Source organism: Mesoflavibacter sp. (genome assembly GCF_964226795.1).
Taxonomy (GTDB): Bacteria; Bacteroidota; Bacteroidia; order Flavobacteriales; family Flavobacteriaceae; genus Mesoflavibacter; species Mesoflavibacter zeaxanthinifaciens.
The window spans coordinates 17,553-40,760 of sequence record NZ_CAXQQP010000008.1; the positions used below are offsets into that span (position 1 = coordinate 17,553).

Sequence of the window (23,208 nt, forward strand, 5' to 3'; positions counted from 1 at the left end):
CTAAATTTAGAAATATGTTTAATCATAGGTTTTTAATATTAAACATTTATTCATTATTTTCATTGAAGAATAAAACGAATATTCGATGCAAAATTTAATAAGAGATTTTATTAATATTTTCTTCCCTTCAGTTTGTAATGCTTGCAAAAAATTACTTTCTGATAATGAAGATTTTATATGTACAGACTGTAGACATAAATTACCTATTACAGATTTTCATTTTAATAATGATAGAAGTATTGATAATGTTTTATACGGTCGTGTTGCTATAGAAAACGGTACTGCTTTACTTAGGTTTGAAAAACAAGGCACGGTACAATATTTAATACATCAACTTAAATACGGTGGCAATGAAAAAGTAGGTGAATTTTTTGGAAAATGGATAGGCACAGAACTTAAAACTATAAAAAGTTATAATGATGTAGATATAGTAATACCAGTACCCTTACATCCAAAAAAACTAAAAAAACGTGGTTATAATCAAGTTGAAAAATTTGGAAAAGAAATTGCTTACGCATTGCAAGCTGAATTTATAGATGATATTTTGATAAAAATTAGTGGTTCTTCAAAATCTCAAGCATCAAAAAAACGTCTTGAAAGATGGCAACTTAATAACGAACTTTTTTCTACTAAAAACATAGAAAAATTGAACAATAAACACATTTTATTAGTTGACGATATAATTACTACTGGAAATACAATAGAGTCTTGCTGCGTACAACTTCAAAAAGCAAATAATATAAAAATAAGCATTGCTTGTATGGCAATAGCATAAAGGATTTTTCGTTAAGACATAAATATGTTGTTAATTTGTGCTTCTATTTGATTTTTTATGCAAAAACGTTGGATAAATTTTAGTTTTTATTTAATACTAGCACTTACTGCTATTAACTGTGCCAACCGTGGATCTATTGGCGGCGGACCAAAAGATGTAACTCCACCTGAAATAGTAAAAACTGTACCTGAAAATTACTCGACTAACTTTAACGCAAACGAAATAAGAATCTACTTTAATGAATATGTAAAAGTTAAAAATTTACAGAAGCAGTTAATTATTTCGCCTCCAATGGATATTCAACCAGAAATAACACCTTTAAGTTCTGCTAGTGAGTATATAAAAATTAAAATTTACGACACTTTAAAACCTAATACTACATACGCCTTTAATTTTGGTAATAGTATTGTAGATAACAACGAAGAAAACCCTTACGAGTATTATCGTTACGTCTTTTCTACCGGAGACTATATTGATTCTTTAAACGTTAAAGGAAGTGTAGTAGATGGATTAGACCGAATAACAGAATCTTTTATATCTGTTCATCTTTATGAAGTAGATTCTACTTACACAGACTCAATCATATATAAAGAAAAACCTAAATACGTCACCAACACATTAGATAGCACAACAAACTTTACTATCGAAAACTTAAAAGCTGGAACATACCGCTTAATAGCTTTAAAAGACAATAACAACAATAATTTATACGAGCAAAAAAGTGATAAAATTGGCTTTTTTGAAGATTACATTACCGTACCAGATACTTCTGCTAATTATCAACTTAAGGTCTTTAAAGAAGATTTAGATTATAAAGCATTTAAACCAAGATTAGTTGCAGGCGAAAAAATAGCATTTGGTTACCAAGGTGATTATACAAAAACTAAAATAGATGTATTATCCAAAGTACCTGAAGATTTTAAATTTAGAATTGTAAAAGAGCAAGACATAGATACTTTAAATTATTTTTACTACCCAAAATTAGAAGACACAGACTCTTTAATTTTTAAAGTACAAAACGATAAAATAATAGACACATTTACTGTTAAGCTTAAGGATAATTTAAAAGACTCTTTAAATCTAAGAGCAGAACCTATAAATACTATTGCTATAAACGAAAGTTTTAAATTAAAAGCTAATATCCCTATTACTAAAGTAAATAAGGATAACATTAGCATTATGGATAAAGACTCTGTTTTTATTGACTTTGACACTAAACTTGACACATTACTAAATCATCTGGAAATCAAATTTGCAAAAGAAGATAAAAGCCAGTATAAAATAACAATTTTACCAGAAACAGTAATAGACTTTTTTGAAAACACTAACGACTCTCTAAACTACAATTTGCAAACTCCAGATCCTGATGCGCTAGGAGAAGCAAGAGTTTTAGTAAAAAATGCAACTTACCCTATTTTAGTACAACTTGTTAATGATAAAAGTGAAGTTAAATACGAAAAGTATAGTACAAAACCAGAACCATTAGATTTTTTCTATCTAAAACCTGGAAAATACTATTTAAGAGTTGTTTTTGACAGCAATAAAAACGGAAAATATGACACAGGTGATTTTTTAAGAAAAATTCAGCCAGAACGTGTAAGCTACCGTAAAAAAGAAGTTGAAGTTAGAGTTCGTTGGAGTAATGTTGAAGAATTTATTCTAAACTAAAACTATCTTTATCATCTAAAAAACGAAGTTTGCTTCTTACATCATCAATATGTTTTTTATTTAAAACTATTACTTCTACACCTTCAATATTTGGCTGTGTGTTTGAAAGTTTTTTACCTAAAGCATCATAAACTGCAGAGTGACCAGAATACTCATAATTATTAGCATCTAAACCAACACGGTTAACACCAATACAATAACTCATGTTTTCTATTGCTCTTGCTTGTAACAAAGTATTCCAAGCATGTACTCTTATTTTTGGCCAATTAGCAACATAGATTAATACATCATAATCTTCTTCTGCTATTCTTGACCATACAGGAAATCTTAAATCGTAACAAATTAGAGGTTGTATTTTAAAACCTTTATAATTTACGATGACTTTAGAATTTCCTCTTTTGTAAACCTTATCTTCGCCTGCTAAAGTAAACGTGTGCTTTTTATCGTAAGTGTCTACCAAACCATTTGGATGCACAAAAAATAATCTATTGTAATAATGGTTATTATCTTTAATTGCAACACTTCCGACAATAGCTGCTTGTTTTTGAAAAGCCATTTTTTTCATCCAGATAATAGTCTCTCCTTCTTCAGTTTCTGCAATATGTTCTGGCGTCATTGTAAAACCAGAAGTAAACATTTCTGGTAATACAATTAGATCTACATCTTGTGTGATTTCTTCAATTTTTTCGGTGAAATTTTCTCTGTTTTGATTGGGATTTTCCCACACCAAATCTGCTTGAATTATCGCAACATGTAGAGTATTTTGTTCCATTACAATTTTTTTAATTTCTTTTCTGCTTTGGCTACTTTATCATTAAGTTTTTCAATTTTTTTTAGCCATTTAGCTTCATCTTCTGTACTTAATTTTCCTTTTTTACTAAGTTTTTCATATTTAGATTGTGCTTTTTTAGCTTCTTTTTCTGCTTTTGCTAATTGCTTTTCGGCTTTAGCTTTTTTAGCAATTGCATTTTCTTTCTTTTTTAATGCTTTTTGAGTCTTTTTTTGTTGTTTTTCAAGCTTTTTTAATTGTTTTGCTTGTTTTTCGGCTTGTTTTTTAGCTTTTTCAGATGCCTTTTTCTCTAATTCAATTTGTTTTAATGCGTTTTGCTTTTCTTCAGCTAAATCATATATTTTTTGCTGCTGCTCTTCATTTAAAGCATTAGTAACATCTGTACCATTAGACAAAATTGTTTTATCATCTACTTGATATTTTTTATCGTCTAAAGTAACTTCTTGAGCAAAAGTAAAACTTACACCTAATAGGATAATAATTAAAGTAATTATTGATTTCATTTATAAAATATTTAATACCTAAATATAAGTAATTGATGTTTGCTAGCTTACGCCTTTAACTAATTTTTTATATTTGAGTTTTAATAAACTAAATATAATGAGACTTATAAAATTTTTACTGCTTTTTATCACTTTTAGCGTATCTGCACAACAAGGTGGTATGTGGATTCCTTCGCTTTTGGATGGAATGAATGAAACCGAAATGGCTAACCTTGGAAGCATGCTTACTGCTGATGATATATACAGCGTTAACAAATCTAGTTTAAAGGATGCTATCGGTCATTTTAATGGTGGTTGCACTACCGAAGTGATCTCGCCAAAAGGATTAATTTTAACCAATCATCATTGCGGTTATAGTCAAATACAATCACATTCGTCTTTAGAAAACGACTACATTAAAAACGGATTTTGGGCAATGAATTTAGATGAAGAATTGCCAAACGAAGGTCTTTTTGTTGAATTTATTGTACGTATTGAAGATGTTACTAACGATGTTTTAGCTGGTGTAACTGATGAAATGTCTGAAAAAGAAAAGCAATCTATAATTGACAAAAACAGCAATAAAGTTCAGACTTATTACGATAAAGAACCTTGGCAAGACTCTAAAGTTAAGGCGTTTTATAAGGGTAATCAATATTTTTTATTTATTACAGAACGTTTTGAAGATATTAGATTAGTTGGTGCGCCACCAGCAAGCATAGGAAAATTTGGTAGCGATACAGATAATTGGGTTTTCCCGAGACATACAGGTGATTTTTCTTTATTTCGAATTTATGCAGATAAAAATAACAGACCAGCAAAATATAGTACAGACAACGTACCATACACACCAAAACATTATTTACCAATATCTTTAGATGGTATAGAAGAAGACGATTTTACCATGGTATTTGGTTTTCCTGGTCGTACAAACGAATATCTTCCTGCAGTAGCTATACAACACATCACACAAGAATATAACCCAAGCAATATTGCAATACGCGAAGCTGCTTTAAAAGTTATAGATGCCAACATGAAAGCTAACGATGAGGTACGTATTAAATACGCCTCTAAACAAGCAAGAATTGCTAACGCGTGGAAAAAATGGATTGGAGAAAATCTTGGTATCGAAAAAAGTAATGCAATAGCAGAACGACGTGCTTTTGAAGCTGAATTTACAAAAGCTTTAAAAGACAAAAATTTAGAAAGTAAATACGGAAACATTCTTCCTGAATTTGATCAACTTTATAAAGATTTTGCAGCAATAAATATTAAAAGAAGAAATTTTATTGAAGTATTTATTGTTACCAACGAGTTAATGACCATGACGCTTAGAGCTTATCAAATGGAGCAAGCTATTAAACAAAATCCTGATAATTTTGAAAAAGCTAAAGCGCGTTTTGCTTCAACTTTAAAAGGTATTCATAAAAATTATGATGTAAATGTAGATAAAGGTGTTTTTAAAAACGTTATGCCTTTTTACACACAAAAAGTAGACGCTTCTATTTATGATAAAACAGCTCTTACAGATTTAGATGAAGCATTAAAACTTCTTGATGGTAAACCAAAAGACGTCCTTAAAAAGTTAAATAAAGACGCTGCTTATAAATATGCAAAACCATTTATTGATGAGTTTTACAGCACAATAAACCCAGAATTTGAAACTAAAAACGCACCTATCACTGCTTTAGAAAAACAATACATGAAAGCTTTGATGGAAGCGTTACCTGATGCTAGATATTTTCCTGACGCTAACAGTACAATGCGTGTAACTTACGGGAAGGTAAAAGGCTATTCGCCTAAAGATGCTGTTTACTATATGCCAGTAAGCTACTTAGATGGTGTAATTGAAAAATATGTACCTGGAGATTACGAGTTTGATGTACCACAAAAGCTTTTAGACCTATACGCTGCAAAAGATTTTGGACAATATGCAGATGCAAACGGTAAAGTACCTGTTTGCTTTTTAGGTACCAATCATACCACTGGAGGAAACTCTGGTAGTCCTGCAATAGACGCAAATGGAAATTTAATCGGACTAAATTTTGATCGCGTTTGGGAAGGTACAATGAGTGATATGAATTACGATCCAGAAATTTGTCGTAACATAATGGTTGACGCTAGATATGTTTTATTTATCATAGATAAATTTGCTGGTGCCAAACACTTAATTGAAGAGATGAAATTGGTTCATCCTAAAAAATAATAAAGTTAGAATTTTAAAAAGCCTGTAATAAAATTACAGGCTTTTTTATACACTTCACACATATGTACTACTAATCTAAGTATAATATATTGTATATAATATTGTCTTTAACCCTAAAGATAACTTAATGATTTACAATACAGTTATTTATGTTCTAAACGAACGTATATTGTTCTTAACAACCCATTTAAATAATTAAAAACTAATTTATATTTATTTTTTGTAGTATTTTATTTTTATAACTTTTACCAATTGGAATTTCGGAGTTGTTTAAAAACAATTTATTGCTTTGTATTTGATCTATATAATTAGAATTAACGATATAACTTCTATGTATTCTAATAAAGTTTTTATTTAGCTTAGTTAATATATCATTTAAGCTTGTTCTTATTACATGCTTTTTTTCTGAAGAAAGAATTACTTCAATATAAACATGGTCACTTTTTATATATAGAATATCTTCAAGCTTAATTTTGATAAAAATTCCTTTTTCTTTTAAGAACAACACCTTTTTACTTTTATCATTATTCGATGTAGCCAAGTTATGCTTAATATGGTTAGAAAGAGCTATCTCTATTGAAGAGTATAGTTCTTCTTGTGTAAACGGTTTAACTAAAAAAGCTTTGGGTTGTACTTTTTTTGCTAAACTTACTGTGTTTTTATCTGCGTTGGATGTAAGAAAGATAAACGGTATGTCATATTGACTTTTAATTACTTCAGCTATTTCAATTCCAGATTTTTCTCCTGACAAATTAATGTCCAATATTACTATATCTGGTGCTTCAGTTTTTAAAGATAATATTGCTTCTGTATAATTTAATGCTGGTTCCAAAGTAAAGTAACCTAAATCTGTCAAGGTATCACATATATTATCTGCTATTAGTATTTCGTCTTCAACTACTAAGATTTTTATTTGGCTCATTAAATCAAAATTTTCTAAAAATATTTATAATATCCTTAATCTACCCAAAAATGTTCTAAGACTACAATATCTTGTTCTAAATAGACAACTTAACTAGTTTGCTTTCTTAAAAAGAAATCTTTAAATGTTATACTAAATACAGCTCCGTTTTGATATTTATAAGATAAAGTACCTTGTAATTGCCTTGTTAATCTACTTATTAGTTTTAAACCTAAACTTTTTGATTTTTTTATATCAACACCTTTAGTTAATCCACGTCCGTTATCAGAAAAAACCATTTTATAAATACCGTTTTCTTGTTTATTTACCGTTATGCTAATGATATTTTTTTGATCGCTTAAAAGTCCATATTTAAATGTATTAGTCAAAAGTTCATTTACAATTAAACCTAAAGGTAAAGCAGTATCTACATCTAGTTTTAAATTTTTTGTTTCAAGTTTTACTTCTACACTCTTTTCATTTTTAAATAAATATTTTATTTGATTGACTAAATTTGTTAAATAATCTGAAAAATCTATTAATCCATCTTCTTTTTGATACAGCTTTTGGTGTATAAGCGCCATAGATTTTATACGGTTTTGTCCTTCTTTTGCCAGTTCTTTAGCTTTTTCATCTTCAATATCTCTAGTCTGTAAATCTAAAAGACTTGACACCATTTGGAAGTTATTTTTTACACGGTGATGTATTTCTTTAACCAATAGCTTATTTTCATTTAAGGCTTTATTTATTTGCTTATTCTGTTTATTAAGTTGTTTTGTCTGTTTTTTATTTTTGATTAAAAGTAGAGCTGTAAAAAATAGAGCTAATCCAATTAATGATGCTATTACCACATAGAGTTGAGATTTTTTTTGAGCAAACCGTAACTCTAATTCTTTTTCTTTAATTGCTTGTTGTGTTTGGAAATTTGCTAAAGCTTTTGATAAATCTTCAGAATATATCTGCCTATTTAAAGCTACTGCATCCCTTTGGTATGCTAAAGCCTCCTTTAAAAATCCGTGTTGCTCTAAAGCTTCACCCATTTCATAATAGATATAATAATAATCATTAGAGTTTAATTTGTTTTTTGCAAGCGCTTTAATTTTTTCTCCAAACTCAATTATATTATCTACCTCAAATTGTTTAAAAATTTTCTTTATCCTTTCACTTTCCAAAGGTAAATAGGTAAGATATTTTGCATAAAACGCATAGCTATCTGCTCTTGTTTTTGGATTATTATATAGTTCTAATAATAATTTATCTACTTCGTTTTCATGATCACCTTTATATATATAAGCATCTAAAGTATTCATAATAGTCCCTTTATAATAATTTGAATGTTCTGGCAATTGTTGTTCTAAATCTAAAATTGCTTCACAAGTATTTATATACTCTTGAAGGTTTTTCTTATTCAAATAATAATTACATGTATAATATAGCGTAGCTATTTGTAACTTTTTATCATTATATTTTTTGGCAATATTTAAATTTTTATCTAATATTTTTTTTGCCTCTTCATCTTTATACTGAATGAGAAGTAATACGATTTTATGAAAATCTAAATACGTATTTGCGATTACTATTTCTTTATTTGTTTGATCAAATTTTAGAAGGTATTTTTCTAATTCTTTATTTAATGTAGTAGATTGATCTATGGTTTTTGAATCGTCACGTAATACAGATATCTGATCTAATTTTATTTGAAAATAATTTTGATTGAAATTATCTGAAGTTGGTTGATTTATTGAATTATTTATAAAATTTGAAATTAATCCATATTGATGATTGCCAGAATTACTAATATTATCAATAAATTTTTTATAATTAGAATAATCTGATTGATTGTTTGTGATTTTTCTTAATACTGAAATATACGGTGTAGTTTCTTTAATTTTTGAAAGATATATTGAAGCCGAATCTTTTTGTTGATTTAGTATAAAATTCTCTATCTTTTGTATACTTGCATTATTAGTTTGCGCATTTAGCTTAAAAGCTATAAAGCTTATAAGTATTAATAAATTAAAAAATTTCATAAGTATTTACATTTACACAATATTCATCTTCTTTAACAAGAAGCTAGCATTCATGTTTTGACAAATTCCCTTTTTAAAGGTGTAATCAAAAAATAGCTCATCATTAACAATTTGAGCATCGAAATAATAGTTTTTAACTGCTTGTAACTCATTTTCTATTTCGCACAAACTTAAATCGTGTGTAGCAATTATTCCTGTTGCTTTACTTGCCACCAATTTCTCTACAAACTTTTTACTACCAATAGCTTTATCTGTACTGTTTGTTCCTTTTAATATTTCATCTAAAATGATAAAATAATCGTCGGTTTTAATAGCTTCAACTATATATTTAAGTCTAGTTAGCTCACTAAAAAAGTAGGAACTATCATCTGTTAAAGAGTCTGTTGTGCGCATACTTGTTATTAACTTTACGGGACTATATTGACTTGACTTTGCGCAAACGGGCAAACCTACATTTGACATTACAATATGCAAAGATACAGTGCGTAAAAAAGTACTTTTACCAGCCATATTAGCGCCTGTAATTATAAAAAATTGTTGATTTTTAATTTCAAAGTCATTATCAACTCGCTTTTCTGACTTTAATAAAGGATGACCTAATTGCTCAACTTTAGTCGTTTGCTTGGTATCTAATATTTCAGGAAAAATATAATCTGGATTATTAAAAGTATAATTACCAAAACTGTTATAAGCATCAAAAAAGCTAACCACTTCAAACCACTGTTCTACGGTATCATGATAATTTTCTATCCATTTTTCTATGGAGAAACTGTGTTTAATATCTGTCAAAAAATAACCGTTACCAAAAATGGCAGAAATGAAGTTATTACGATTATCTAATGCGTCCATTGCTTTAGATAATTCTGTTAAAATCTCAGAAGCTTTTTTTGACTCTTGTTTTATTTTTTGTTGTTTACCTTTTAGTAAAGAGGCGTTAAATTTTTCGTTTTCAATTAACTTAAGTAGCAAAGCGTATTGTCTAAACGTATCTCTTATTTTATCTGTGCTTGAAGCTAAACTGCTTATCTTTTTTAAATATTTACCAGTAATAAAAAAGCCAACAAAAATCCAGTATCCAAAATATTGTGGTTGTAAAATTTTAAAAATGACTAGTGCTAATAACACTAAAGATGAAATTCCGAAAACTAATGGAATATGCTTCATCCATTTTGGCAAAAAATTTTTATGATTATTTAAAAAATAAACAACTTGATTAACATCGGTTTCTACGTGTATTAAACTTGCTGTTGCTTGATATTCTTGACGCCAATTAGGTTTTTCGGCTAACTCTTTTATGGCTTGTTGTCTATCTTTTATATTTGTTATTTGATTAGCTTTTAATGCATCTGCTAATTTTTCCTGTCCTTCTTTTGTTGCTGTTCTATCTAAAAACTGAAAAAATGATCCTCTACCAAACAAATCAATATCTAATGCATAATTATGATTAACATTTTGATATTGTTCTCCTTTGTCTTTATAGAAAAAATCTCCTGATATAATTCTAATTTCTTCCTCATTAATTGAAACTAACTGTTTATATAACAACAGTTGTTTTTTTATATTGGTATATTTAGATAATAGCAATAAAAACAGGCTCAATCCAAGTGTAGTTATAATTGAAAAAAATATCCATTCTCCAAAAAAACTATACAATCCAATTGTGGTAAGAATAAAAATCGAGAAGCGTAATAGACTTAAACCAAATAATTGCTTACTTAGTTTTGACATCTGATTAGAATAGTTTGTAATATTTTTTTGGTAAAAAGCAGAAGGTTGTTGCATATTCAAAATTAAAAAGTAAAGAAACAAAAAAATCTCAAGAAGCAAGCCTCTTGAGATTTTACTAATTATATCTTATTTTAGGTTATAAACTAACCTTTAAGACTTGCTTTTAAGTATTCGCTATTCATACGAGCTATGTTTTCTAAAGAGATTCCTTTAGGACACTCTACCTCACATGCTCCTGTATTTGTACAGTTACCAAAACCTTCTTCGTCCATTTGCTTCACCATGTTCATAACACGGTCTGTAGCTTCTACTTGTCCTTGTGGTAATAAAGCAAACTGAGATACTTTAGCACCAACAAAAAGCATTGCACTAGAGTTTTTACAGCTAGCTACACATGCACCGCAACCAATACATGTTGCTGCAGAAAATGCATCGTCTGCATCATGTTTATTTACAGGTATTGCATTAGCATCTATAGTATTACCAGATGTATTTACAGAGATAAATCCTCCTGCGTGCTGTATACGATCAAAAGCACTTCTATCTACAACTAAATCTTTAATTACAGGGAACGCTTTTGCTCTAAATGGCTCTATAAAGATTGTGTCACCATCTTTAAACATACGCATATGTAATTGGCATGTTGTTACGCCTCTATCTGGTCCATGTGCTTCTCCATTAATATATAAAGAACACATACCGCAAATACCTTCACGACAGTCATGATCAAACGCAACAGGCTCTTCACCTTTGTTAATCAACTGTTCGTTTAATACGTCTAACATTTCTAAAAAAGACATATCTGGAGAAATATCGCTGACTTGATAGTCAACCATTTTTCCTTTATCGTTGGCGTTTTTTTGACGCCATATTTTTAATGTTAAATTCATATATTCAGATTTTAGTATTGAGTATTGAGTATTGAGCGTTTAAATCTGTGTCTAACATCTCTTACCTCAATACTTAATCTATTTATAACTTCTTTGTTTTAACTCAATATCGTTAAATTCTAATTCTTCTTTATGTAGTTGAGCTTCACTTGGCTGCCCTTTGTATTCCCAAGCAGCAACATAAGCAAAGTTTTCGTCATCACGTTTTGCTTCACCTTTTTGTTCTCCACTTTCTTCAACAAAATCTTCTCTAAAGTGTCCACCACAAGATTCTTCACGATGTAATGCATCTTTAGCAAATAACTCTCCTAACTCTAAGAAATCTGCTACACGACCAGCTTTAGCTAACTCTTCATTAAATTCATTAGCTGTACCTGGTACTTTAACTTCTTTCCAAAATTCTTCACGTAAGGCTTTAATTTCTGAAATAGCTTCAGTTAATCCTTTTACGTTACGTGCCATTCCTACTTTATTCCACATGATTTTTCCTAATTTCTTGTGGAAATAATCTACAGAGTGCTTTCCTTCATTGTTTACAAAAAACTCTATACGTTCTCGAACGTTTTTTTCTGCTTCTTCAAATTCTTTAGATTCTGTAGAAATAGGTCCTGTTCTAATATCGTCTGCTAAATAATCACCAATTGTATAAGGCAATACAAAGTAACCATCTGCTAATCCTTGCATTAATGCAGACGCACCTAAACGGTTAGCTCCGTGATCAGAGAAATTAGCTTCACCAATTGCATATAATCCTGGTACTGTTGTTTGTAAATTATAGTCTACCCAAAGTCCACCCATTGTATAGTGTACTGCAGGATAAATCATCATTGGCGTTTCGTATGGATTTTGATCTACAATTTTTTCGTACATCTGGAATAAGTTACCATATTTAGTTTTGATAACTTCTTGCCCTAATTTTTTTACTAAAGCAGCATCGTTTTCGTCTAATCCTTTAACGTGTGCTTGCTCTTTACCGTAACGTGTTATTGCAGAAGCAAAATCTAAGTACACTGCTTCTCCTGTTGCGTTTACACCGTACCCTGCATCACAACGTTCTTTAGCTGCACGAGAGGCAACATCACGAGGTACAAGGTTACCAAATGCTGGGTAACGACGCTCTAGGTAATAATCTCTATTTTCTTCAGCAATTTCTGTTGGTTTTAATCGTCCTTCTCTAATTGCTTTTACATCTTCTATATTTTTTGGTACCCAGATACGTCCATCATTACGTAATGATTCTGACATTAACGTTAGTTTAGACTGATGATCACCTGAAACAGGAATACAGGTTGGATGTATTTGAGTATAGCATGGGTTTGCAAAGTATGCACCGCGTTTATGTGCTTTCCAAGCTGCTGTTACATTACTTCCCATTGCATTTGTTGATAAGAAAAATACGTTTCCGTATCCTCCTGATCCTAAAACTACTGCGTGTGCCGAATGACGTTCTATCTCACCTGTAACTAAGTTACGTGTTATGATACCTCTTGCTTTACCATCTACTACTACAACATCAAGCATTTCATGACGGTTGTACATCTTTATCTTTCCACGTCCTATTTGACGGTTCATTGCAGAGTAAGCTCCTAATAATAATTGCTGACCTGTTTGTCCTGCAGCGTAAAATGTACGAGATACTAATACACCACCAAAAGAACGGTTGTCTAATAATCCTCCATATTCACGAGCAAAAGGTACTCCTTGAGCTACACATTGGTCAATGATATTTGCAGAAACTTCTGCTAAACGATATACGTTTGCTTCTCTAGAACGGTAATCTCCTCCTTTTACAGTATCGTAAAACAAACGGTAGTTAGAATCACCATCTCCTTGATAATTTTTGGCAGCATTAATACCACCTTGTGCTGCAATAGAGTGCGCGCGTCTTGGTGAATCTTGAAAGCAAAATGCTTTTACGTTATAACCTAACTCTGCTAAAGTAGCAGCAGCAGATCCACCAGCTAATCCAGTACCAACAACAATAACATCAATAAGACGCTTGTTAGCTGGGTTAACTAAATTAATATTATTTTTATGATTAGTCCATTTGTCTGCAATTGGACCCTTAGGTACTTTTGAATCTAAACTCATAGTCAACTATTTTTTAGTGATTAAAATGGTGAAACAATGCAATAAAAATAAATCCTAACGGAATTAATATAGCATAGGCTTTACCAAAACCTTTTAATCCTTTTGTATATTTATTGTTAGCTCCAACTGACTGGAATGCCGAGTTAAAACCGTGAAGTAAATGCAGTGCTAAGAATACAAAACCTAGACAGTATAAAGCAACTCTCCAGATTGGTTCAAATTTATGCACTAACTCTTCGTAATATCTAAACTCACCATTAGGTAATGTTCCAGACATATCACCAACAATATACTTAGTATTGATTTCTGGAAACCAAAAATCGATAAAGTGAATAATTAAGAATACTAAAATGAAGCCTCCACTCCAGATCATATTTCTACTCATCCAAGTAGAATTTGCACTACCATTGTTTTTAGCATAGCTAATTTGACGTGCTTTCTTATTTTTAATTTCTAAAACAAATCCCATGATGAAGTGAAAAACTACCCCAAAAATTAAAACAGGCTGCAATACAAACTGTATTAACCAAAACGTACCCATGAAGTGTGATACTTCATTAAACGTATCTGGGCTAAAAACAGATAAGATATTGATTGCGAAGTGTTGAAGAATAAAAATCATAAGAAAGAATGCCGAAAGTGCCATAGCAACCTTTCTTCCTATTGAAGAATTTAAAATTCCGCTCATTGTGTATATGGTTATTTTTTCTTTTTACAAAGATAAGCCTCAGAGCAATTTATAACAAATTAAAAGCTTTATTTACGCTATTTAGAATGAGTTTAATTAACCTGAGTTTTACTTTACTTCAAACGTTTTAGATGTATTATTGATTTTTACAAAATACTTACCTTTAGGCAAATAAAATTTTCCGTTTTTAGCTTTATTAATAACAAGGGAAGCGTTTTCCTTTAAAAGCTTTTTCTTTGCTTTTTCTGTAATCTCTAAACCATAATCTACATAATTAAATCCTTTATTTAATTTAACATTGTCACTATGTAGAACTGTACCTTTTTCTGTTACTATATTAAAATCTGCTTGACCTGAAATATTACTATAAAACTCAACAATTACTTTTGGTTCAAAAGGTTTAGCCCATTTATTCCAACTACTTCCCCAACGTCCAGAATATCTAATATTATTTATATCAAAAATTGAAATGTTTTGAGATGCACTTTCAACATCATTATACTTTTGAAGATTTGCTACATTAGTTTTGTAAATACTTCTTCCGTGTGTTGCCAACAACAAATCATTAGTTTCTTCATGAATCACTAAATCATGTATAGCAACTGCTGGTAAACCTTTAGAAAACGCTTGCCAAGTTTCACCTTTATTAAAAGACACATATGCACCATTATCGGTTCCTAAATACAATATATTTTGATTTACTGGATCTTCTTTAATCACGTTTACTGGAGACATTGGTACGTTTGAAGAAATGTTTTTCCATGTTTGACCATAATCATCAGATTTATAAATATAGACTGAAAAATCATCCCAACGGTAACCATTTAATGTAGCGTAAACACGTTCTTTTTTATGCGAAGATGCTATAACACGACTTACCCATAGATCTTTAGGAAAAGATGTAGAAATATTTTGCCAAGATGCTCCTCCATTTTTTGTTATATGAAGTAAACCATCATCACTACCTGCATAAATTAACCCAAATTGAAATGGTGATTCACTAATACTGGTTAATGTACCATAGGCTACGTTTCCTTTTTTACCACCTTTAGTTAAATCGTCGCTAATAGCTTCCCAAGTATTTCCTTGATCTAAAGAACGCATTAATTTATTCCCTCCTAGATACAAAATATCCTGATTATGACTTGATAGTTGTATCGGAGTTTGCCAGTTAAAACGATAAGGACTTTCGCCTAATTGATGCTTTGGTTGTATGTAAGTTTGCTCTTCAGTTTCTAAATTTAGACGGTAATAATTCCCAAACTGATAACCTGTATAAACAATATTTGGATTACGGTTATCAATTTCAATTTGCATACCATCTCCTCCCATAATCACTTCCCAAGGGTATTGTCCATATTGTTGCCAACTTCTGTCTTCTGGTGCGTTGTTTGCACCTTTCCATACACCATTATCCTGCAAACCTCCATATACATTATATGGTGTTTGATTATCTACATTAATAGCATAAAATTGTCCAACGGATGGTGAATTATTTTTTATCCAAGTTTCACCATCATCATATGTAATATTTACTCCACCATCATTACCATTAATTAAATGATTTGGATTCTTTGGATTAATCCAAAGCGCATGATGATCTGCATGTACATTTTCTGCAGAAATCGAAGTAAATGTTTTACCTCCATCCTTAGATTTTAAAATAGGCACACCATAAATATATAGGTGTTCTTTATTAGCAGGTGATACATAAATATGTCCAAAATAGTATCCGTAACTATAATATAAATCGTCTATATAATCATCGTGAGTTTTACTCCAAGTTACTCCGCCATCAATACTTTTATATACTTCTGCGCCAATAACGGGCGTATCAAACAACATAGAGTTTGCATCTTCTAGATATGTTGCTATATCTGCAGGTTTTACATTACCGCTTCGCACCATTTGTTTAACGTTTTCTGCTCTGTATTTTTCTTGAAACCCGTTAGTCTTTAAAAAATTATTCAGCTTCTTATCTTCTAATTTTAAAAACATATCTGTAGTCATAGATTTAAAATCGTCTTTCTGCAAGCCGTTACTTTCATCTTTTTTACCTTCAGAAGGTCTTCTAAATTGACTATCATGTATAGCATAAACAATATTACTGTCGTAAACTGCTAATCCTATTCGACCAACACCATTCCCAGTAGGAAAACCACTTTTTTCTGTAGATACTTTTTGCCAAGTTTCACCTGCATCAGTACTTTTATAGATTGCCGAGTTATTTCCGCTTCCATCAAAATTCCAAGCTTTTCTATCTTTAGTCCAAGACGTAGCAAACATGATATTATAATCGTTTGGAGCATGTTGCATGTCAATAACTCCGCTAACATCATCTATATACAATGTTTTGGTCCATGTTTTACCTCCATCTTTAGTTTTGTAAACACCTCTATCTACGCTTTTAGAATACAAACTACCCGTTACACCAACAACCACTTCTTCTGGATTATTAGGATTAATTAATATACGTCCAACGTGTTGAGAGTTTGGTAAACCAACATGTTGCCAAGATTTTCCGTTATCAGTAGATTTAAGCATACCTATACCAGCGTAAGACGATCGTGAGGCATTGTTCTCTCCAGTTCCTACCCAAATAGTTCTAGTGTTCCAATCTACAGCAATATCACCAACATTTTGGGTTTGCGCATTGTCTAAAATAGGCGTAAAAGATGTACCATTATTTGTAGTGTGCCAAACGCCACCAGATGCGTAACCAACATAAAATTCGGTTGGATTTTCTGGATTTACAGCCAAATCTACCACGCGACCACTCATAACTGTAGGTCCAATATTTTCAAAAGGTACATTTTTAACTAAAGAAGCGTTTACAAGTTCTTTTTTATTAATTAAAGCTTGTTGTACCTCTCTTGAAGTTGTTAAGTTTTGTTGTGCTTCAACACTAAAAGTAAAAAGTGCTGTTAAGATTAACAGAAGTTTAAGTTTCATAGTTAGTATAATTTTCTTTAAAGATAATTAATCTTCTTATTTTTGAAGTAAATAAATAGATAATAACTTTTCGCTTTCGCGGAAAGTAAAACAATATCATAATGAAATACCATAAAATAGAGAAAGAACTTTTTATAAAAAACCGTAAAAATTTTGCTGCAAAAATGCTTCCTAGCAGTTTAGCAGTTTTTAATTCTAACGATATTTATCCGATTGGTGCAGATAGCACGTTACCATTTCAGCAAAATCGAGATCTTTTTTATTTAAGCGGCGTAGATCAAGAAGAAAGTGTACTTGTTATTTTTCCTGATTGCCCAAACCCAAAACATCGCGAAATCTTATTTTTAAAAGAAACTAACGAACATATTGCTGTTTGGGAAGGCGAAAAATTAACCAAAGAAAAAGCGTTTGAAACTAGCGGTATCAAAACCGTATACTGGTTACAAGATTTAGATAAAATTTTATTCGAAATCATGACGCAATGCGATACTGTTTACATTAATACTAATGAGCATTACCGCGCTAATGTTGAAACTGAAACACGCGAAGATCGTTTTACAAAAAAAATTAAAGACCGTTTTCCTGCACATCGTGTAGCAAAAAGCAACCCGATTTTACAACGTTTACGCTCTGTAAAAGATCAAATTGAAATTGACTTAATACAAAACGCTTGTAACATTACAGAGAAAGGTTTTAGACGTATTTTAGAGTTTGTAAAACCTGGCGTTATGGAATTTAACATTGAAGCCGAATTTATGCATGAGTTTTTAAACAATCGCTCTCGTGGTTTTGCATATACGCCAATTGTTGCATCTGGAAACAATGCTAACGTATTACACTACATAGAAAATAATCAAGAGTGTAAAGCTGGAGATTTAATCCTATTAGATGTTGGTGCAGAATATGCTAATTACAGCAGTGACATGTCACGTACCATACCTGTCTCTGGTAAATTTACAGCACGTCAAAAAGAAGTATACAACGCTGTAAACCGTGTAAAAAATGAAGCTACAAAACTACTTACACCAGGAACCATTTGGGCAGATTACCACGTAGAAGTTGGTAAATTAATGACTAGCGAGTTAATAGGTTTAGGCTTATTAGACAAAGCAGATGTACAAAACGAAAACCCAGATTGGCCAGCTTATAAAAAATACTTTATGCACGGTACGTCTCACCACATGGGATTAGACACACATGATTACGGTATTTTAACCGAGCCTATGCAAGCTAACATGGTCTTTACTGTAGAGCCAGGTATTTATATACCAGATGAAGGTTTTGGTATTAGACTAGAAGATGATGTAGTTATCCAAGAAACAGGAGAACCATTTAACTTAATGAGAAATATCCCAATTGAAGCAGATGAAATTGAGGAGATTATGAATAAATAATAGTCTTTAGTAAAGATTTTAAAAAGCGAACCGAATGGTTCGCTTTTTTTTCAAATCAACTTAAACTAAAACTTGGTTATTTTCAAAGACATAGCGTTGTAGTTTTTTAAGGGTTTCTACTTTATCGCTAGTATTAATTAATAGTGAGATATTATTATTGCTTCCGCCGTAAGAAATCATTCTTACATTAACATCTTGTAAAATCTGGAATAAATTAGGTGTATCAGGATGATAAACAATTGCGTTTCCTACCAAACATACAATACTCATAAAATCGTCTACCTCAACATGCGCAAAAGCATTAAGCTCATTTACAATATCTTGTAAATAGGTAGTATTATCTATGGTTAATGACACTGCAATTTCAGATGTGGTAATCATATCTATTGAGGTTTCGTAACGCTCAAAAATTTCAAAAACTTTCTTTAAAAATCCGTGCGCTAATAACATTCTTGCCGACTTAATTTTGATTGCCGTAATACCATCTTTTGCAGCTATTGCTTTAATACCTTCACCATGTACTTGGTTAGTAATTAACGTGCCGTGTGCATTTGGCGACATGGTATTTTTTAATCGCACAGGTATATCAAAAGCGCTAACTGGCATTACCGTTTGTGGATGCAAGATTTTGGCTCCAAAATATGCCAACTCAGCAGATTCGTCAAAAGACAAATTAGAGATTGCTGTTGTGTTTTCTACAAAACGTGGATCATTATTATGAAACCCATCAATATCGGTCCAAATTTGTACTTCTTCGGCTTTTAATATCGCACCAATTATAGTTGCTGTATAATCGCTTCCGCCACGTTGTAAATTAGCAATATTACCGTCTGCATCACGACAAATAAAACCTTGTGTGATATAGATTTGAGATTCGGAATTCTCAAAAAGGATGCGGTTTAAATTCTGTTGAATATAAAAATTATCAGGCTCGTTAGTTTTATCAATTCGCATAAAATCTAATGCCGAAATCAAACAAGCATCGATACCTTCTTGATGTAAATATCTAGTAAAGATATAGGTTGATAATCTTTCGCCTTGTGCTACAAATGTATTGTAAGTTAAGCGATTATACTCATTATTGGCATTTTGCGTTAAAACCTCAAAAATATTAGACACATACGCATTAACTTCTGCATTAAATGTTGGATTAGTTATTAACTGATCTATAGTATTTTTATATGTTTTATGTAATTGATCAAGTAACACTATTGCTTTTTCGGCACTATTTTGCTTTAATTGCTCAGAAATATTAACCAACGCATTTGTTGTACCAGACATTGCAGATAATACAACCACTTTTTTCTTACCATCATTAATAATGTTTTTTACATTAATCATGCTTTCTACACTACCTACAGATGTACCTCCAAATTTTAATACTAACATTTTTTTATTATTTAGACTGCTAAACTACTATTAACCTTAGCAATAGCCTTAAAAATGAAAAAACTATACTACTTTTACACAAATTGTTAAATAATTAACATCATGAAAACTATTTCATCTTGCGTTGAAGATATCTTAATTGCTCAACCATTTTTAGAAGAAGCTTTAACACGTAGCATTATAAACTATTCTGCTTTAGCAGAAGAGCTACGCGAACCTATTAGCAATATGCTAAGAAAACCCGTAAAGTCTGGCGCTATTATGATGGCATTAAGACGTTACAATACACCAAATAATTTACGTCATTCTTTAAAACTAAAAACGACGCTTCAAAAACTTGGTGATATTACGGTACGTTCTAACCTTAGTGATTTTACATTTCAAAACTCTGAAACCTTAATACAATGTCACACCAAAATTTTAGAACAAGTCGAAACGAACAAAGACATTTTTTATGCATTTACTAGAGGAATTTACGAAAGCAACATTATTATTTCTAGCTCTGAAAACAAGCAAGTTTTAAAACGTTTTAAAGATGAAATTCAAATAGGACTGCAAGAAGGTTTATCTGCAATAAGTGTACGATTACCTAAAGACAACTCTAAAGTATCTGGTTTGTATTATCAAATTTTTAAGCGCTTAGCTTGGGAAAACATCCCAATTTACGAAGTAGTTTCTACTACCAATGAGTTTACTGTATTGGTTGAAGATCACGTGGTAGACAAAGCGTTTTCTGTGATTAAAAATTTGAAGAATTAACTATTCTGTCCTCTTTAAAAACAAATCTTCAAAATCGTAACTAAAATCTGTTATAGGTGCAATTGGTTTTAGTGTAGCGCTTTGTGCTTTACCCTTTTCATCAAAAGTAAATTGCATAAAGCAATCGGCATCATAACTACGATTATCCCATTTTACAACAAATGTAGTCCCGTTATATGGTAATAATTGACCTTTAATAGTTTTAGAGTTTTCCGATGAAATTAACAAATCTTCACCTTCTTTTTTAATCACCATATCACCAAACCAAGCATCGGTAAACGTACCTGTAATTTGTTCTGGCTTAGGCACGATTGGGCTTGATTTCATCATTTCAACTTTATTAAATACTTCGGTTTTGATACTATCGTTGTACTTATACCAATCTTTGTTGCTTTGTCCTAATTTGTCTAACCAATGTCTGTCTTCGTAACCTAAATACGTATCTTTAATGGTGTTGGTTATAGTGGTAAATGCAGAACCATTCATTTGATTAGTTAAAACAACTATTCCTAAATTTAGTTCTGGTATGATAGTAAATTGTGTCACTGTTCCTAATAACCCGCCAGTGTGATATACTTGTTTATATCCGCCTTTTACATCGGCTACAAACCAACCTAAACCATACCCTCTAAAATTAGAATTGTAACTGTCATTGGCTCTAACTTTTAAGGGTGTTTGTAGTTGCCAAAGCTCGTGTAATTGATCTTCACTTAATAATCGTGTTCCGTTTTCGGTTACAGCATCATTCATTAAAAATTTTGCCCAAGTTAGCATATCGGTAACGTTACTTACAATTCCTCCAGCAGCATTAGCAGTATCATCCCAATCATGCGGAATTTCTTCTAATTTACCATCAGCCATCGTATGCGCTTCGATTATATTAGACTTATCTGTCACACGACTGTAAGCAGCTTTACTGTTAGTCATCCCAACAGGTTTTAATATTTTAGTTTCTATAAAATCTTCCCAAGATAATCCGCTTACACGTTTTAAAACTTCTCCAGCAACGATAAACATATTGTTATTGTATTCAAACGTACTTCTAAACGAGGTACTTGGCTCGATATACTTTAAATTATCAATTATTTTTTGCACATCAAAATGGTCGTTTTCTGGAAAAAACATTAAATCTCCCGCACCTAAACCAAGTCCACTTCTGTGCGTAACCAAATCTCTAACCGTAAAATTTTGGGTTACCCAAGCATCGTATAGTCTAAATTCAGGAATGTGTTTTGTAACTTTATCGTCCCAACTTAATTTACCTTGGTCTACCATCATTGCTAATGCAAAACAGGTAAACCCTTTACTGTTTGACGCAATACCGACTAAGGTGTTTTCATTCATTTCTTTTTGGTTAGACAATGCTCTAACACCATGTCCTTTTGCGTAAACCACTTTTCCATCTTTTAAAACACCAACAGAAATACCAGGAACATCAAAGGTTTTTAAAGTTTTTTGTACTAATTTATCTAATTGCTTTTCTTCGATTTGAGCTTGTAAAAACAAACATGTAAAAAAGGCAAAAATGAAAGTGATTTTATTAATTTTCATTTTAAAAATTTTAAGTTGAAAGTCTTCAAATATAATAAATCCTTGAGCTACTTTTTACGCTCTTAACTTATATTTGCAAACTATGACAACAACCTACAAAAACATTACGGTTTCTTATAACGATATTGGTAAAGGTGATACAATAGTATTAATCCATGGATTTTTAGAAAACAGCACCATGTGGAATGCTTTAGTTGACACATTAAAATATACTAACAGAATAATAACTGTAGATTTATTAGGTCATGGTCAAACCGATTGCTTGGGTTACATTCATACTATGGAAGATAATGCAGACATGATACATGCATTAATTACCCAATTAAATATTAAAAACTTTACAGTAATAGGTCACTCTTTAGGCGGTTACGTTGCTTTGGCTTTCGCCGAAAAACATCCCGAATACATTAATGGGTTATGCTTAATGAACTCGACACCATTTGCTGATAGTCAGTTACGTTATGATACTAGAACACGAGCTATAAAAGCAGCAAAGAGAAACTACGAAAGCTTGGTTAGTATGTCTATTAGTAATTTATTTTACGAAAAAAATAGAGAATTATTTAGTGAAGACATTGAAGCCTTAAAAACAGAAGCCTTAAAAACACCTTTGCAAGGTTATATTGCCACTCAAGAAGGTATGAAGCTAAGAAAAGATAGAACCGAAGTTTTAAAACAGCTTAACTGTAAAAAACTAATTATTGCCGGTAAAAACGACCCAATTTTAAGCTTAGAAGACCTTGAATCTTTAAAACCTATTAATCTTCTAGATATTAGCATTTTAGAAGGCGGACATATGTCTTATATTGAAAATGAAGGTGATTTCTTACAAAAAATAGTGCATTTCATCGAAAAAATATAACTTTTTATCGGTGTTTTAGATTTTATTATTTACATTCGAAATGTTAACTACT

Annotated in this window: 17 protein-coding genes; 6 read left to right on the plus strand and 11 right to left on the minus strand. The window is 31.0% G+C overall.

What is annotated here, in order from left to right; translation table 11 throughout:
* Nucleotides 1-85: 85 nt before the first annotated feature.
* Together ACEQT4_RS07035 and ACEQT4_RS07040 are read left to right on the plus strand one after the other, a co-directional pair.
* A complete protein-coding gene (locus tag ACEQT4_RS07035; protein ID WP_370226728.1) occupies nt 86-775 on the plus strand; it encodes a ComF family protein in 690 nt (229 codons plus the stop codon).
* Nucleotides 776-832: 57 nt separating this feature from the next.
* Nucleotides 833-2,443 (plus strand): Ig-like domain-containing domain, encoded by a 1,611-nt coding sequence (locus ACEQT4_RS07040; RefSeq protein ID WP_370226729.1) that lies wholly within the window; start codon nt 833-835, stop codon nt 2,441-2,443.
* Here the strand turns inward: ACEQT4_RS07040 and ACEQT4_RS07045 are convergent.
* Together ACEQT4_RS07045 and ACEQT4_RS07050 are read right to left on the minus strand one after the other, a co-directional pair.
* A complete protein-coding gene (locus ACEQT4_RS07045; RefSeq protein ID WP_370226730.1) occupies nt 2,430-3,215 on the minus strand; it encodes an amidohydrolase in 786 nt (261 codons plus the stop codon). The genes ACEQT4_RS07040 and ACEQT4_RS07045 overlap by 14 nt on opposite strands.
* Nucleotides 3,215-3,736, minus strand: a complete 522-nt coding sequence (locus ACEQT4_RS07050) for a hypothetical protein (protein WP_370226732.1) — start codon at nt 3,734-3,736, stop codon at nt 3,215-3,217. Before ACEQT4_RS07050 ends, ACEQT4_RS07045 begins: the two co-directional genes overlap by 1 nt.
* Before the next feature lie 97 nt (nt 3,737-3,833).
* Here ACEQT4_RS07050 and ACEQT4_RS07055 point away from each other — a divergent pair, with 97 nt between their 5' ends.
* Nucleotides 3,834-5,921, plus strand: coding sequence for a S46 family peptidase (locus ACEQT4_RS07055; protein ID WP_370226733.1), 2,088 nt, complete (start codon nt 3,834-3,836; stop codon nt 5,919-5,921).
* A gap of 202 nt (nt 5,922-6,123) precedes the next feature.
* Here ACEQT4_RS07055 and ACEQT4_RS07060 read toward each other — a convergent pair whose 3' ends face one another.
* From ACEQT4_RS07060 to ACEQT4_RS07090, 7 genes are all read right to left on the minus strand, one after another.
* Nucleotides 6,124-6,843 (minus strand): LytR/AlgR family response regulator transcription factor, encoded by a 720-nt coding sequence (locus tag ACEQT4_RS07060; RefSeq protein WP_370226734.1) that lies wholly within the window; start codon nt 6,841-6,843, stop codon nt 6,124-6,126.
* A gap of 89 nt (nt 6,844-6,932) precedes the next feature.
* Entirely contained in the window at nt 6,933-8,852 is a 1,920-nt protein-coding gene (locus ACEQT4_RS07065) for a sensor histidine kinase (RefSeq protein ID WP_370226735.1), read from the minus strand.
* Nucleotides 8,853-8,864: 12 nt separating this feature from the next.
* A complete protein-coding gene (locus ACEQT4_RS07070; protein ID WP_370226736.1) occupies nt 8,865-10,580 on the minus strand; it encodes a DNA mismatch repair protein MutS in 1,716 nt (571 codons plus the stop codon).
* Nucleotides 10,581-10,723: 143 nt separating this feature from the next.
* Nucleotides 10,724-11,470 (minus strand): succinate dehydrogenase/fumarate reductase iron-sulfur subunit, encoded by a 747-nt coding sequence (locus ACEQT4_RS07075; protein ID WP_027879125.1) that lies wholly within the window; start codon nt 11,468-11,470, stop codon nt 10,724-10,726.
* Nucleotides 11,471-11,548: 78 nt separating this feature from the next.
* A complete protein-coding gene (locus ACEQT4_RS07080; RefSeq protein ID WP_027879126.1) occupies nt 11,549-13,561 on the minus strand; it encodes a fumarate reductase/succinate dehydrogenase flavoprotein subunit in 2,013 nt (670 codons plus the stop codon).
* Between the two features lie 13 nt (nt 13,562-13,574).
* A complete protein-coding gene (locus ACEQT4_RS07085) occupies nt 13,575-14,249 on the minus strand; it encodes a succinate dehydrogenase cytochrome b subunit (protein WP_027879127.1) in 675 nt (224 codons plus the stop codon).
* Between the two features lie 108 nt (nt 14,250-14,357).
* Nucleotides 14,358-17,201, minus strand: coding sequence for a glycosyl hydrolase (locus ACEQT4_RS07090; protein WP_370226737.1), 2,844 nt, complete (start codon nt 17,199-17,201; stop codon nt 14,358-14,360).
* Nucleotides 17,202-17,302: 101 nt separating this feature from the next.
* Between ACEQT4_RS07090 and ACEQT4_RS07095 the strand changes: the two genes are divergently transcribed.
* Complete coding sequence (locus ACEQT4_RS07095) at nt 17,303-18,595, plus strand: aminopeptidase P family protein (RefSeq protein ID WP_370226739.1); 1,293 nt, start codon at nt 17,303-17,305, stop codon at nt 18,593-18,595.
* A gap of 60 nt (nt 18,596-18,655) precedes the next feature.
* Here ACEQT4_RS07095 and ACEQT4_RS07100 read toward each other — a convergent pair whose 3' ends face one another.
* A complete protein-coding gene (locus tag ACEQT4_RS07100; RefSeq protein ID WP_370226740.1) occupies nt 18,656-19,984 on the minus strand; it encodes an aspartate kinase in 1,329 nt (442 codons plus the stop codon).
* 102 nt (nt 19,985-20,086) lie between these two features.
* On the opposite strand from ACEQT4_RS07100, the gene ACEQT4_RS07105 reads away from it, so the two are divergent.
* Nucleotides 20,087-20,743, plus strand: coding sequence for a hypothetical protein (locus ACEQT4_RS07105; protein WP_304141073.1), 657 nt, complete (start codon nt 20,087-20,089; stop codon nt 20,741-20,743).
* Here ACEQT4_RS07105 and ACEQT4_RS07110 read toward each other — a convergent pair whose 3' ends face one another.
* Nucleotides 20,744-22,294 carry a serine hydrolase gene (locus ACEQT4_RS07110; RefSeq protein ID WP_370226741.1) on the minus strand — a complete coding sequence of 517 codons (1,551 nt, stop codon included), beginning with the start codon at nt 22,292-22,294 and terminating at the stop codon, nt 20,744-20,746.
* An 82-nt stretch (nt 22,295-22,376) separates the two neighbouring features.
* Between ACEQT4_RS07110 and ACEQT4_RS07115 the strand changes: the two genes are divergently transcribed.
* Nucleotides 22,377-23,156: an alpha/beta fold hydrolase gene (locus ACEQT4_RS07115; protein ID WP_370226743.1), complete on the plus strand. Its 780-nt coding sequence runs from the start codon at nt 22,377-22,379 to the stop codon at nt 23,154-23,156.
* The last annotated feature ends 52 nt before the right edge of the window (nt 23,157-23,208 follow it).